General features: G+C 41.3%; 16 protein-coding genes (1 of these 16 running past the window's edge). 10 read left to right on the forward strand and 6 right to left on the reverse strand.

All coding sequences use genetic code 11. The annotated features are described in order from the left end of the window. Positions 1-60: the 3' end of a mechanosensitive ion channel family protein gene (locus tag L641_RS0113795; RefSeq protein ID WP_024602197.1), read on the forward strand. The gene continues 1206 nt to the left of window position 1, outside the view; only the last 60 of its 1266 coding nucleotides appear in the window; its start codon lies off the left edge, out of view; the stop codon is at positions 58-60. On the opposite strand, the gene chrA is transcribed toward L641_RS0113795, so the two are convergent. After that, positions 20-1171, reverse strand: coding sequence for a chromate efflux transporter (gene chrA / locus L641_RS0113800; protein WP_024602198.1), 1152 nt, complete (start codon positions 1169-1171; stop codon positions 20-22). The genes L641_RS0113795 and chrA overlap by 41 nt on opposite strands. Before the next feature lie 184 nt (positions 1172-1355). On the opposite strand from chrA, the gene L641_RS0113805 reads away from it, so the two are divergent. Both L641_RS0113805 and L641_RS0113810 read left to right on the forward strand, forming a co-directional pair. Then, positions 1356-1988, forward strand: a complete 633-nt coding sequence (locus L641_RS0113805) for an OmpA family protein (RefSeq protein ID WP_016899327.1) — start codon at positions 1356-1358, stop codon at positions 1986-1988. A 95-nt stretch (positions 1989-2083) separates the two neighbouring features. Then, entirely contained in the window at positions 2084-2749 is a 666-nt protein-coding gene (locus L641_RS0113810; protein ID WP_024602199.1) for a hypothetical protein, read from the forward strand. A 14-nt stretch (positions 2750-2763) separates the two neighbouring features. On the opposite strand, the gene L641_RS0113815 is transcribed toward L641_RS0113810, so the two are convergent. Then, on the reverse strand, positions 2764-4542 hold the full coding sequence (locus tag L641_RS0113815; protein WP_024602200.1) for an ABC transporter transmembrane domain-containing protein: 1779 nt from the start codon (positions 4540-4542) through the stop codon (positions 2764-2766). Positions 4543-4630: 88 nt separating this feature from the next. On the opposite strand from L641_RS0113815, the gene L641_RS0113820 reads away from it, so the two are divergent. From L641_RS0113820 to L641_RS0113835, 4 genes are all read left to right on the forward strand, one after another. Further along, positions 4631-5029 carry a DUF3224 domain-containing protein gene (locus L641_RS0113820; protein WP_013466088.1) on the forward strand — a complete coding sequence of 133 codons (399 nt, stop codon included), beginning with the start codon at positions 4631-4633 and terminating at the stop codon, positions 5027-5029. A gap of 17 nt (positions 5030-5046) precedes the next feature. Beyond that, positions 5047-5229 (forward strand): hypothetical protein, encoded by a 183-nt coding sequence (locus L641_RS0113825; RefSeq protein ID WP_008109493.1) that lies wholly within the window; start codon positions 5047-5049, stop codon positions 5227-5229. 9 nt (positions 5230-5238) lie between these two features. Next, positions 5239-5856 carry a LysE family translocator gene (locus L641_RS0113830; RefSeq protein ID WP_024602201.1) on the forward strand — a complete coding sequence of 206 codons (618 nt, stop codon included), beginning with the start codon at positions 5239-5241 and terminating at the stop codon, positions 5854-5856. Between the two features lie 77 nt (positions 5857-5933). Continuing rightward, on the forward strand, positions 5934-6479 hold the full coding sequence (locus tag L641_RS0113835; protein ID WP_024602202.1) for a PH domain-containing protein: 546 nt from the start codon (positions 5934-5936) through the stop codon (positions 6477-6479). Between the two features lie 97 nt (positions 6480-6576). Here the strand turns inward: L641_RS0113835 and L641_RS0113840 are convergent, their stop codons facing one another. From L641_RS0113840 to L641_RS22965, 3 genes are all read right to left on the reverse strand, one after another. Continuing rightward, positions 6577-7476: a hypothetical protein gene (locus L641_RS0113840; protein WP_024602203.1), complete on the reverse strand. Its 900-nt coding sequence runs from the start codon at positions 7474-7476 to the stop codon at positions 6577-6579. 159 nt (positions 7477-7635) lie between these two features. Then, the gene (locus L641_RS0113845; RefSeq protein ID WP_008467278.1) at positions 7636-7980 is read right to left on the reverse strand and encodes a rhodanese-like domain-containing protein; all 345 of its coding nucleotides are present in this window, start codon (positions 7978-7980) and stop codon (positions 7636-7638) included. A gap of 5 nt (positions 7981-7985) precedes the next feature. Continuing rightward, positions 7986-8174 (reverse strand): DUF2892 domain-containing protein, encoded by a 189-nt coding sequence (locus L641_RS22965; RefSeq protein ID WP_008467276.1) that lies wholly within the window; start codon positions 8172-8174, stop codon positions 7986-7988. A 131-nt stretch (positions 8175-8305) separates the two neighbouring features. Here L641_RS22965 and L641_RS0113850 point away from each other — a divergent pair, with 131 nt between their 5' ends. The 3 genes from L641_RS0113850 to L641_RS0113860 are packed head-to-tail and all read left to right on the forward strand — an operon-like array spanning position 8306 to position 12949. Beyond that, entirely contained in the window at positions 8306-8608 is a 303-nt protein-coding gene (locus L641_RS0113850; protein ID WP_008467273.1) for a metalloregulator ArsR/SmtB family transcription factor, read from the forward strand. Between the two features lie 5 nt (positions 8609-8613). Then, positions 8614-11889 carry an efflux RND transporter permease subunit gene (locus tag L641_RS0113855; protein ID WP_024602204.1) on the forward strand — a complete coding sequence of 1092 codons (3276 nt, stop codon included), beginning with the start codon at positions 8614-8616 and terminating at the stop codon, positions 11887-11889. Next, the gene (locus tag L641_RS0113860) at positions 11879-12949 is read left to right on the forward strand and encodes an efflux RND transporter periplasmic adaptor subunit (protein ID WP_024602205.1); all 1071 of its coding nucleotides are present in this window, start codon (positions 11879-11881) and stop codon (positions 12947-12949) included. Before L641_RS0113855 ends, L641_RS0113860 begins: the two co-directional genes overlap by 11 nt. Here L641_RS0113860 and L641_RS0113865 read toward each other — a convergent pair. Beyond that, positions 12946-13623 carry a nitroreductase family protein gene (locus tag L641_RS0113865; RefSeq protein ID WP_024602206.1) on the reverse strand — a complete coding sequence of 226 codons (678 nt, stop codon included), beginning with the start codon at positions 13621-13623 and terminating at the stop codon, positions 12946-12948. The two genes, L641_RS0113860 and L641_RS0113865, sit on opposite strands and share 4 nt — an antisense overlap. Positions 13624-13641 lie beyond the last annotated feature (18 nt).

Consider the following 13641-nt stretch of genomic DNA (forward strand, 5'->3'; position numbering starts at 1 on the left):
ATGGCAGGTAAACCCAGCATTAAAGTGCCCAATAATGCTGTCCAAGGCCAACACCAATAAACAATAACAATAGCCACCAAATAGGTGGCTTTTTAATACGTAACCATGCAAACGCAGCAATCACTAATGCAATTTGCCAAATATTGCTTACGGCAGAAGTCCAAATGGGCGAATATAATGCAGCTGCCAAAAAGCCAACTACAGCAGCATTAAGCGCTGCAATTGAGCTGGCAAAGCGAGGATTACTGGCCAAGTTTATCCAGCTTTTTTGAAACGCCAGCATCAGTAAAAAACCGGGTGAAAATATCAATAATGTTGCGATTAGCGCACCCACTAATGGTTGTGCAGAGTTCAATTGTGCCCCCAAGTAGGTGGCTATAGTAAACATTGGGCCAGGAACGGCTTGGGCACTGGCGTACGCTGTTAAGAATTGATCATTACTCAGCGTTGGAACTCCCGCTTGCAAAACAGGTAATACAACGTGCCCACCACCAAATACCATGGCACCTGCTTGGTAAAAAGGCGCGAATAACGCAGCGTTTTCGCCAAGTGGGATAAAGCTGATGGCAAGTAGTAGTGCAAATAAGCCAAGAGCAATCCAATTGATGTTGGTTTTTTCTCTGCTAACATTTTCTGTAGATTTAGCTAAGTTAAGTAAAGGCCATAAAGCACCGATAATGGCAGCGGTTACTAAAATGGCGATTTGAGTGCCCAACATAGGAAATAAAATCAGTGCTAAAGTACTCATTATTGCCAGAAGTTTAAGTACCGCACTGGTGCAAAAGCTCTTCGCCATACTAAGGGTCGCATCAGCAACAATAACCACGGCAAATAGTTTCAAACCTGCAATAATAGCAAAATAAACAGCATCAAACTGATGTGCACTTATTGCAATTAGCACCATGATCAAAAACGAAGGCAGGGTAAAGCCTATAAACGCAGCGATACCACCGAGTACACCCGCACGTTCTACGCCAATAGCAAAGCTAACCTGACTTGAACCAGGGCCTGGCAGAGCTTGACTTAAGCTAATTAGCTGCGCGTAACGCGCTGTACTTAACCAGCGAAGCGAATCAACAAAGTGGTGCTTAAAGTAACCTAAATGCGCGGCAGGGCCGCCAAAGCTCATGCAGCCAAGCAAAAAAAACTGCCTAAAAATCGCAATTAACATAGTGTCCATCGCCTTTTGATAAATCATAAAATTGTCACAAACAAGTATGACATTATTATGAAACGCTATCACTACTTCCTTATTTGATAGGCAATATCAACGCTTATACGTTATTCTTCATTGTTGGTTCATACATATATTTGCATAATCGCAATAATAAATTCTAAATGAATAGGAAATTACCATGATGTTAACTAAATCACTTTTAAGTGTCACTGTCGTTGCTGTATTACTTTCTGGCTGTGAAATGAATAACACAGGTAAAGGTGCCGCTATTGGTGCAGCCGCGGGTGGTATTTTAGGTAAAGCTACAGGTAATCATAAAGATAAGCGTATTTTTATTGGTGCAGCTATTGGTGCGCTAGCGGGTGCTGCTGTAGGTGATTACATGGATAAACAAGAAGCTGCTTTTCGTGATGAGTTAGCGGGTTCGGGAGTTGAAGTGGTTCGTGAAGGCGATAACTTACGCTTAGTGATGCCCTCTAATATTACGTTTGCGACTGATCAATCTTATATTTCATCGGGCTTTCATGACACTCTAAATGCGATAGCAAGTGTAATGAATAAATACGAAAAAACCTACTTAAGTGTTGAAGGTCACACCGACAGCACGGGCAAAGACAGTTACAACATGACTCTTTCAGAGCAGCGTGCACAAAGTGTAAAAAACTACTTAGTGAACCAGCAAATTATGGCGGCACGAGTAAGCACGAGTGGCTATGGTGAATCACGCCCAATTGCCACTAACGATACCGCGAATGGTCGCGCGCAAAACCGCCGCGTCGAAATTCAAATAGTGCCTAATACACAAGGTTAATAGCTAAAACCGCGCAAATGCGTGATTTTGTATATTTTAATGGCACTTTTGCCTGCGTTAGCTGTCACAAATAGTTCTTCGATAAGGACATATTTATGGCAGCGTGGCGCACGGCAATTATTTTATCAATATGTTTACACGGATTAGTTTTGCTTTTTGCTGCTACATTAAAAGCACCTGACATAAAACCACCGCAATCAATCCCCATTAAAGCTTATATGGTAAGTGTGCCAGCTAAAATTAAAGCAACACAACAAGTCCCTCAACAACGCGCTCATACAAATAAAAATACAGAAATTAAATCTATTGAGCCTATTAATGCAACCCAATCAAAACCACTAAATATTAATTATAAAAAAACAGAGAAAACGACTAAGCCGCTAAATACCATCACGAAAAATACTCAGCCTGTAATTTTAAAGCCTTACAAAAAGATCGATTTAAACAAAGGACTCAACAGTATTTTAAAGCAACAAACTGGCTATTCTGATACTGCAAAGAATGACCCTCAGAAAAAGCGCATTACCGTCCCAAAAGAGCATGCAGGGAAGGTGAAGCCGCTATTAAAAATAGAGCAGCAAAATATGCAATTTACCACTTACCGACGAGGTGATAGCTGTTTTAAAAAGGTATCTATTGGTGCTGGGGTTATGCCCAAAAAGGACTTGCCAGAGAGTTATATCGTTGGTGTAAAGTGCGATAAAACCAAGCTAACAAAGGCTTACGATACCGCAATGAATAAATGGCTTCATAAAAAGTAACTACTAAATTGCAATCAATCTAGATTAAACTGTAATTCACATAGCTTTTGATACAAAGGGTTACTTGCCATTAATTGCTGATGAGTGCCTGTGGCTTTTATTTCGCCATTTTCCATTACCACAATCATATCGGCGTGTTTTACCGTGGCTAGTCTATGGGCAATAATCAGCGTTGTTCTATTTTGCATTAAGTGCTCAAGTGCGGCCTGAACATGATGCTCACTTTGCGCATCAAGTGCGCTGGTAGCTTCATCGAGTAGCAGTATTTCGGGATCTTTTAAAATGGCGCGGGCAAGTACAATACGCTGCTTTTGCCCACCCGAAAGCCTAACACCTTGCTCACCTAAAAAGCTGTTATAGCCTTGTGGTAACTGTTTTATAAATTCATCAGCATGTGCATGTTTGGCGGCCGCATAAACTTGCTCGTCACTGGCGCTTGGGTTGCCATAGCGAATGTTATGCATGACATCAGAGCTAAATAAAATTGGGTTTTGTGCCACCATGCCCATTTTGTTGCGTAAGGTGTTTAACGACAACTCTTTAATATCTATATTATGAAACTTAATCGCTCCGCTGGCTGGATCGTAAAAGCGCTGCAATAGTTCAAATAAGGTAGTTTTACCCGCACCGGAAGGGCCAACAATAGCCACAGTTTTACCTGTTTCAATATTTAAGCTGATATTATTTAATGCGCTTACATCTGGGCGAGAAGGGTAATTAAAACTAATACCTTCAAGTGAAATTGCACTGTTGCTGGTTGTTGCATGTAACTCATCATCTTGTGGAATTTCGGGGTTTTGTATTTTACTTTCAACCGCAAGTAGCTCGAGTAACCTTGCTGCTGCTCCTGCTGCGCGTTGTAGTTCACCGTAAACTTCTGCAACGGTCGCTACCGACATGGCCACCATAATGGCATAAAACACAAAAGCACCGAGTTCACCGCCCGTCATAGTGCCTGCTAACACATCACTACCGCCTACCCAGAGCATGGCACTAATAGCACTAAAGGTAAGAAAAATAACAGCTGCAATTAAAAACGAACGTTGTTTAATTCGGCTTTTAGCCACATTAAAGGCCTTTTCGGTTTCAAGCGCAAAAGCAGATTGTTCTTGTTGTTCGTGGCTATAACTTTGTACCACTTTTATGTTTTGAATGATCTCACCCGCGTAGGTGCTTATATCGGCAATAGCATCTTGGCTAGAACTGGCGAGTTTGCGCACCTTTTTACCAAACACTATCATAGGCACCAGTACTAAAGGGACGCAGGCCACAACGACCAAGGTAAGCTTTAAATTAGTAACAAGCAGCATAATTAAACCACCGACTAACATTAGCGAGCTTCGCAGTGCCATAGAAAATGACGAGCCAATAATAGATTGTAATAATGTGGTGTCGGTGGTTAAACGCGACATCAGCTCGCCGCTACGATTTTCTTCAAAGTAACTCGGGTGCAAGGTAACAATACGATTAAACACGGCTTTTCGAATGTCGTTACTGACTCGTTCGCCAATCCACGACATTAAATAAAATCGGCTGAATGTACCCACTGCCAATAAACTGATCAAACCAATTAATACCAACACAGCTTGTTGTAATTGCGCTTGCGAGCCGGCAATAAAGCCATGATCAATCACAAATTTAACGCCTTGCCCTAGCGATAAGTTAACTCCTGCGGTGGCAAGTAACGCCACTAAAGCCCCTAAAACTACCCATTTATAAGGCTTAATAAAATTGAATATAGGGAATAAAGCGCTAAAGGCGGCTTTATCTGAAGCAGGCTTGTCTGTAGGCATAGTAGATTCTTATTGATGATTAAGGTATAGATATGGCATCAATAGATTAAAAATCAATAGTATTAAAAATCATCAATAAGGAAAAATTATGACAACTAAACAGGTAACAGGCGAGTTTACCGTTTCATTAGCGCCTATAGAGGGGTATGCACACGGGCAGCAAGGCGTTAATTTAGGTCGTATGTCGATTGATAAACAATTTACTGGTGGCCTAACCGCAACTAGCCAAGGTGAAATGCTCAGCGCCATGACCCCCACCCAAGGCAGTGCCGGTTATGTGGCTATTGAACAAGTAATAGGCGAACTTGATGGTTTGCAAGGTGGTTTTGTACTGCAGCATTTTGGCACCATGGATAAAGGCCAAGATAGCTTGATTTTAAAAGTGGTACCCGACTCAGGCACTGATGAGCTCGCAGGATTAACAGGCAGTATGAAAATACGGATTGAGCAAGGGATTCACCATTACGATTTTGAATACATGTTATAAGTTCAACAAGGATTAAAATGCAAAAAGTAATCGAATTCAGAAAGGCCCGTTTTTTGGGTGGGGTAGATATAGTCGCACTAAATGATCGCATACAGGAATTAAACCAAGACGGCTGGAAAGTAATAAACGCAGTGCCATTGACAGGCTTTTATGGGCAAGTGCATGGTTATGCATTACTTATTGAAAATGAAGAAATATAAGGGTTACTAATGGCATTATCATTATGGTTTAGCTTAGCACTGGTATGCATGATGGGCGCAATGTCGCCAGGGCCTAGTTTAGCTGTGGTATTAAAGCATAGCTTAAATGGCGGGATGAAAAATGGCATGCTGGCAGCGTTAAGCCATGGTTTTGGGGTTGGTTTATATGCAGCGGCCTCATTATTGGGATTAGACGCATTAATGTTGCAGTTTCCTACTGTGTATCAATTTTTAGTGTACTTAGGGGCAGCCTATTTAGTGTATTTAGGTTTGAAAATACTATTTTCAAAACCTAACGACAGCGAGCTGCAAGTTCAAAAAAGTGCAGTGAGCAGTTCTAAGGCGTTACAAGATGGTTTTGCGATTGCATTTTTAAACCCTAAGTTGGCAATTTTCTTTTTGGCGCTATTTTCGCAGTTTATCGATCCAGAAAACCTTACATTAAACATCGGTATTATTATGTGCTTAACCGTTTTTGTAATAGATACTGGGTGGTATTTATTGGTGGCTTTACTCACTGATGTGTCTAAAAAGCGCTTTGGCTTTACCAAGCAAAATGTGTGGTTAGATAGACTATTAGGTATGGTATTTATTGCGCTTGCGATCAAAGTGGTAATTGGATTTTAACTATCAAAGTGATTGAATTGCGTACAGTTGGTAATTAATGTAACTTAAAAAAACTATAATTTAAAAGTGATAAAACGATGTCTAATATAATTTTAAAAAGTGCCACTTTTGATAACAAAGTCAAACAGTACTGGATGTGCTTAGCTGCAATATTTAGCCTTTTTCCAGTTGTAACTATTGTGTTTTTACCCGTTGTATTGCTTTTGGTGTGGCTAGTCGCAGGGCGAGTATTAGCAGCTATGTCGGCCGATTTACTAGAGCGCAAGCTAGTGGTTAAACGTGGTATTTTGTTTAAAGAAGAAAAATCGATTCCGCTTGAAAAAATCACTGATGTGGGATTAAGTCAGGGGCCATTAATGCGACTATTTGGTTTATACCGCTTAAGCTTTGAAACTGCAGGGCAGTCTGGTCACGGTGCATTAGTATCGTTACTTGGGGTAGTTAATGCCAGTGAATTTCGTGAAGCCATTTTAACTCAAAAAGATAACCTCACTTCAGATCAGCCAGCCCAATCTAATAACGATGAACCACAAAGCCAAGTAGAGCTCATCCGCTCGCTTACCTATAGCGTAAAAAATATCGAGCAAATGCTAGTTACACTTCTGGAAGAGAAAAATGATTAGGTCATATAGGGAGCTAAAGGGAATATGGTTAAGTAAGGATTGCTTTTGGCTTGTTTATTTGTAGGCGCCATCCGATGACGCCTACAACATGCTAACCCTAAGTATCTCCATTATTAGTGCTCGAAATATACGAGGACATTGATGATGACAGATTTCTATCTAAAGCATTTTTTAAGCATTGGGAGACTGATGGCGCTGATATTTTATAGTGATTTAATGCAATACCGTCTAAATAAGTTAAATAAGGGTTTACCGATAAACTGAACGCACCTAACTCTTTTATCCACTTCGCTAAAAAAATAACACGGTATTGCCCGTCGCTTCCATTGTTAAGATTAACTTCTAAATTTAAATTCTTACTCACCTCACTCCACGGACTCTGATACAAGGTCTCACCAACTATGATCGGTTTTGATGTAAAAAAGCTATCAGGATTTTTAATATTATTTTCAACTTTATGATTTACCCAGTTTTGAATTCGAGATGATGTATATTCTTCAAATACAGTCTTTACTGCATTATTTACATGGGAAGGGCAGTTGTTTTGTTTATCTAGATGAGAAGACTGACTTATTTGATAAAGTGGCATTAGGCTTAGTTCAGTTTGAAGTGTGTGTTTAAATGTTGAGAAATGCTCATCAATTGCTTTTTGTTTAGATATAGCAATAAGATCATTTTTATTTAATATCGTAGCTTCTATATATTTATCTGACTCATTTTTACTATGACTTCCCACAAAAAATGCAAAGTGGTTGTTACCAGAGACATCCATCATAATAACTTTATGCGGATTTGAATCACATGTTTGATCAGCAATAGCAGCTTTTTGATCAGAGGGTGTAGTGTGGCATTGAGCTAATGGTACATTGCTTTTTGCTAGTTCAGAGGCTCTATCATAATTACAATCTTCACATACCATTAAGGTAATGCTGTCATCAGCATTTACAGAGTGAGCAATACCGAGTAAAAATAGTAATAAAGCGGCAACTTTTTTCATAAAGTCTTCCTTAGACGGGTGTTCCTTTTTTATACACTAGCGTTGAAGTTTATTAATTTCAATCTTTGATTTTAATTGAACATAGTGTTCCTTTAAATTTGGATTATGTTATTTAAGCTCGGCGATCGGTTGATCGCCGAGTGATTTAATTTTTGGCCTTTAAAATGCCTGACAAACAGCTTCTGCTTTACAGGTAATAACTGTGACGTTTTCATAACCTACGCGTGTCAGTGCTTCAGCGCTTAATGTTGCACGCGCACCACTAGCGCAATGTAAGTAAATAGGGCGTGCTGCGTCTTTTTCTATTTCCATTAACTTCATTTCAAGTAAGCCACGCGGAATATTAATTGCGCCGGTAGCGGCTTTGGTTGCATGTTCAGCCGGTTCACGCACATCAATGAGTAATCCTTTGTTTTCACTGATCTCTTGTTTAGCTTGTTCGGCGTCGATACGACGTTGATTAGGCGTAATAATTTTTAGTAAATCGGGGATAGATGTAAGCATGGTGATTATTCCTTAAAGCCAAGTTTGCGTAATAGAGTGATCATTGGGCACCAGCTAGTAAAAGCTGATTGGATTAAGTTTACAGCGATAAAAGCGGTAAAGTATATCCACTTCGGATCGTGATACGTTTGCAAAAGGATTGATACAACAATCATGATGCCAGCGATAAGACGAAGTGCGTTATTGAGTTTCATAATAGTAGGTCACTTATTTGATTGAGTACAGAGCTACTATATTAGATATTGTTAAATTAGTAAATTCTAATATTAGACATTTCTTATCTAGCAATTTATACTAAGTGCATATTTTAGAATAAGAGCATAGTATGAAAATTGACTTTACAGCGATGGCGACTAATGTGGATCAAGCTGAGCAGCTATTAAAAATATTAGCGAATAAAAATCGACTAATGATTTTATGCTCATTACAAGATACCGAAATGAGTGTGTCGCAGCTTAACGAAGCCGTACCGCTAGCGCAGTCTGCGTTATCACAGCACCTAGCGGCACTGCGCAAAGCCAATGTAGTGGCTACTCGCCGCGAAAGCCAAACTATCTATTACCGCGTGATTGATCAAAATGCCGTGCATTTGTTAGGCACATTATATGGACTGTTTTGCAAGGGCTAAAAGTTATGAGCATGATTGATAACGCAGTAAAAAGCAGCTTAAGTGGCCGTATTCCGGTTATTATTTTTGTGTTGTCGATTTTGTTTGGCTTATTTGCTTTACAACAAACAGCGCGAGAAGAAGAACCACAAATAGTGGTGCCTATGCTCGATATATACGTATCGGCGCCCAACGTAGAAGCTCCAGAGGTAGCCAGATTGGTTACCCAGCCACTTGAAAAGCTACTTGCCCAACTTGGCGGTGTGGAACATATTTATTCCACTACACAAACGAATGCCGCAGTGGTTACACTTCGCTTTGAGGTAGGCCATGACCGCGAACAAGCTATTTTAGATACCTATGCAAAACTTAACAGTTATCAACATACCATGGCTTCTGTTATCAAAAGTTGGCAAATACGGCCCGTTGAAGTGGATGATGTACCTATTGTTATGCTGGGGCTATACAGTAAAGACCCGCAACTTTATGGTGATTACGAGTTAACCCGCTTTGCTAACGAAATAGCCAACAGTTTACAGCGTATTGAACACACCAGTGAAGTAAAAGTCATTGCTGGTCGTAAACGAACCCTCACCATTAATTTAAATGCCAGCGCATTGGCTGCCCACCAAACAACCGTAAATGACGTTTTTTATGCATTAAGCGTGTCTAATCAACTAACGCAAGTAGGCAGTGTGGTTGATGGTCAGCAGCAAATTGAATTGCAAGCAGGTGATGTTCTACGAAGTCAATCTGCTGTAGAACAGCTGGTAGTGAATGTTGTTAATGGCAAAAGTGTTTACTTGCTTGATGTTGCAAACGTTATTGATGGCCCAAGTGAAGCTAAGCATTTCCAATGGCTTGCTCAATCGGCAAACCAGCAGCATTTGCCAATGGTAACACTAAGCGTTGCAAAACAAACCGGCACGAACGCTGTTGCCGTCGCCAACGATGTTCATCAAATGATGGCGCAGCTAACACGCACGCTATTACCCCCTGAAGTGAGCTATGCGGTATTAAGAGATTATGGCCAAACTGCCGATGAAAAAGTAAATAACCTTACTTCAAGTTTAGTCTTTGCGGTCTTTACTGTGGTGATATTTGTGGGGGTGTTTTTAGGTTGGCGTCCTGCCGTGGTGGTTGGGCTGGCGGTTCCTATTTGTTATGGCATTACACTATCATTAGATTTTGCATTTGGTTACACCATTAACCGGGTGACCTTATTTGCGCTTATTTTATCTTTGGGTTTACTGGTAGATGACCCAATCACAGGTATTGATAATATTAGCCGCTTTTTGAATAAAAAAGGCGATAAAAAACAGCAGATTGTTGGTGCAATGAGCGAAATTCGAAATGCCTTGCTTATGTCGACACTCACTATAATGGTGGCGTTTATTCCACTGGCGTTTATCACCGGAATGATGGGGCCGTACATGGCACCTATGGCATTTAATGTGCCGGTTAGCGTGATGGTTTCTACCATTGTTGCATTTTTTGTAACCCCTTGGCTTGCGATGAAGTTACTCAAGCCTGATAACGAACAACCCTCCGAGCTTGCTCCTAAAGTTGGTGCATATCAAAGAATATTAAGCCCATTATTGGCTTCTAAGGGGCGAGCTAAACTTGTTTTGTGGCTAACCCTAGCATTATTTATTATTAGCGCCATGTTACCCGTGATGCGTTTGGTGCCTTTAAAACTACTCCCTTTTGATAATAAAAATGAGCTGCAAGTGCTGATAGATATGCCAGAGGGGACTAATCTGGAGCGCACAGCTGCATTTACTAAACAAATCCAAACACTCACATGGCAAATAAACGAAGTAAGTGAAATAGCGGCCTATGTTGGTCAACCTTCAAGTATGGACTTTAACGGTATGGTGCGCGGTTATTATCGCCGTGAGGCAGCGAATCTCGCCGAGCTGAGGGTATTGTTAGTGGATAAGTCTGAGCGCGATCATCAATCGCATGGAGTAGTTATGCGCCTTCGCGAACAGCTCGCGACGCTAGCAACCGATGGCATTGTAATAAAAGTGGTTGAAGTACCACCAGGGCCGCCGGTACTGAGTACCTTAGTTGCTGAGGTTTACCGAGATGCTTTTGTTGATGAGCAAACACATTCTCACGCTGCCTTGCAGTTAGCTGCGCGTTTACAACAAGAGCCTCATGTAGTTGAAGTCGATACCTCAATGGTGGCACCCTCGCCATTACAGCGCTTTGTTACCAATAAAACCAAGGCCGCACTCAGTGCGGTTTCAACTCAAAATATTGCACAAACACTCAGTATTGCCTCTCAAGGTGAAAACGTGGGTGTACTTTATGTGAGCAATGAAACAGAGCCCGTTGATATTAAATTACAGCTACCTTATAGCGAGCGAAATCAACTATCGCAATTACTTGCACTTCAGGTTAGGGGCGACAGAGATTTAGCTAAAACTAGCAACGAGTTTGGTTTAAGCAGTGCGCCAAGGCCGTTAGTATCACTTTCAGAACTCGGTGAATTTACACAACATCATGTTGCTAAAACGATTGTTCGTAAAGATCAGCGCGACGTGATTTATGTTATGGCTGAGCTTAATGGGCGTACACCAGCGGAAGTGATTGCTGATGTGAATGCTGATTTAAATGCATCAAGCGATGAGTTTGTTAAAACATCGTGGGTAGGTCGTCACTTTTTTAATAATGGCGGAACTGCTCCATGGCAATTACCACAAGGAACCCATGTCAGCTTTAGCGGCGAGGGGGAATGGCGCATAACCATTGATGTATTTAGAGATATGGGCATTGCCTTTGCGTTTGCGCTCAGTGCCATATTTATAATTTTACGGGTACAAACACAGTCGGCGAGTTTATCGCTGATTATCATGTCGGCTATTCCGTTAACAGTGATAGGCATAATGCCAGGTTTTTGGCTGTTAAATCAGTTTGGTGAGCGCTCTATAGCAGGTGCCCCAGAGCCGGTATTATTTACTGCCACAGCGATGATAGGCATGATTGCCCTTGCAGGTATCGTGGTGCGTAACTCACTTATTTTGGTTGAGTTTATTAATCAAGCTCGCGGCCAAGGCATGGCTATTAAAGAGGCGCTTGTTGCAGCGGGTACGGTGCGAATGCGCCCTGTGCTCCTAACCGCAGGTACCACTTTATTAGGTAACTTAGTGATCACACTCGATCCGGTATTTAGCGGGCTCGCGATTGCGATTATTTTTGGCATTGTGGCGTCTACATTATTTTCATTATTTGTAGTACCGCTTGTTTATTATTTAGTGTTTGCAAGCACAGAGGATAAAGCGCATGCAGGGTAAATCAAAATTTATAGGCACATTGGCCGCGTTATTTGTCATTATTATGGCTGTGCTTTATATGGCGGGCAGCTTTTCTGACAAGCAAACTGCAGGCTTAAAAGAATCACAAATAACGAACTATCAAGGTGAGCGAGTAACGGTAACGCTGCAAAGTATTGCAGGCACTGAGCAGGTACCAGGTAGTGTAATAGCAAAACAAAATACGCAAATTTCATCGCATGTTATGGCGCAGGTTGAGCAGTTAAAAGTACGTGCTGGCGATAAAGTCGCTAAGGGCGATTTACTTATTATGCTCAAGCAAGATGATTTTAAAGCGGCGTTAGCGCAAAGCGGCGCAAATATTAATGCGGTGCAAGCGTCGTTAACGCAAGCTAAAAAGCAACTAGCCAGAATGATTGATTTAAATGCGCAAGGATTAGTATCTGTTAGTGAATTAGATGATGCCAAAGCAAAGTTTGAAAACTTAACCGCTAATTTAGCGGTTGCTAAGCAACAGCAAACGCAAGCTCAGGTATCGCTTAATTATACGCGTATTACTGCCCCTATTTCGGGCGTGGTCGTTGAGCGCCTAACTGAACCTGGCGATACTGCAACACCCGGTAAACCGCTGATTACTTTGTATAACCCATTACAGTTACAGCTTGAATTTAATGTACGTGAACAACAAGCAGTAAAATTAAGAGTAGGGGACAGTTTAAATGTGGTATTACCTTCTCTAGATATAACAACACCCGCAACGGTGAGCGAAATTGTACCAGTGGCAGATAACGCGGCGCGCAGCTTGCTTATTCGTTTAGAAGCCGATGCGCAACTTGGTTTAATGCCAGGCCTTTATGCTCAACTACAGTTACCAATAAAAAGTACCCAAGGTGTATTAATTGATCCACGTTGGGTGCATGAATTTGGCCAGCTCAATATGGTGTATATACTTGAAAACGAAACGCTGGTTAAACGTTTCGTGCGTTTAGGCAGTATTATAAATAACCAGCAACACGTAATAGCAGGCCTAAAAGAAGGTGATGTACTTGCTGTTGATTACATGCCAAGTCAAAGCGATTAAATAAAACTCGCAATTTCATCAATCGACTTTTTATCTAGGGCGTGCAGCGGCACTGTTGCATGCTCATCTGGGTAACCAGTAATAAGTAACATATAAGGGCGTTCGTTGTCTTTATCACGCCCACAAATATCGGTTAGAAAACTCATCGGTTTTGGTGTGTGGGTAAGTGTTGCAAGGCCTGCGCGGTGCAAGGCTTGAATTAAAAAGCCAGTGGCAAGGCCTACCGATTCATGCACATAGTAATTCGTGTTTTTATCGTCCGTATTTACACCCCCCTTTTTTTGACTAAACACCGCGATTAACCATGGCGCGTGCTCTAAATAGGGTTTGTTAGCATCGGTGCCTAAGGGTTTTAGTGCATCAAGCCATTCTTCGCCTGCGCGACCTTCATAAAATGAGCGCTCTAGCTTTTCAGCGGCCTCTCGTATTTGTTTTTTAACATCTGCACTATTAATGGCTACAAAATGCCAAGGCTGGTGGTTTGCGCCACTAGGCGCTGTACCTGCCGCTTTTATACAGGTTTCGATGATTTCTTTTGGCACTGGGCGGTTACTAAAGCTACGAATACTATGACGGCGTTGACTCGTTTGTAAAAACTCATTCGCACGCGTCAGCATTTCCTCTTGAGGGTATTCTATAAAATCGGCTAATAGTTGGCTTTTATGATTTTGCATGGCTGTTCGCTTCTTATT

The organism is Pseudoalteromonas sp. TB41 (assembly GCF_000497975.1).
GTDB classification, from domain to species: Bacteria; Pseudomonadota; Gammaproteobacteria; order Enterobacterales; family Alteromonadaceae; genus Pseudoalteromonas; species Pseudoalteromonas tetraodonis.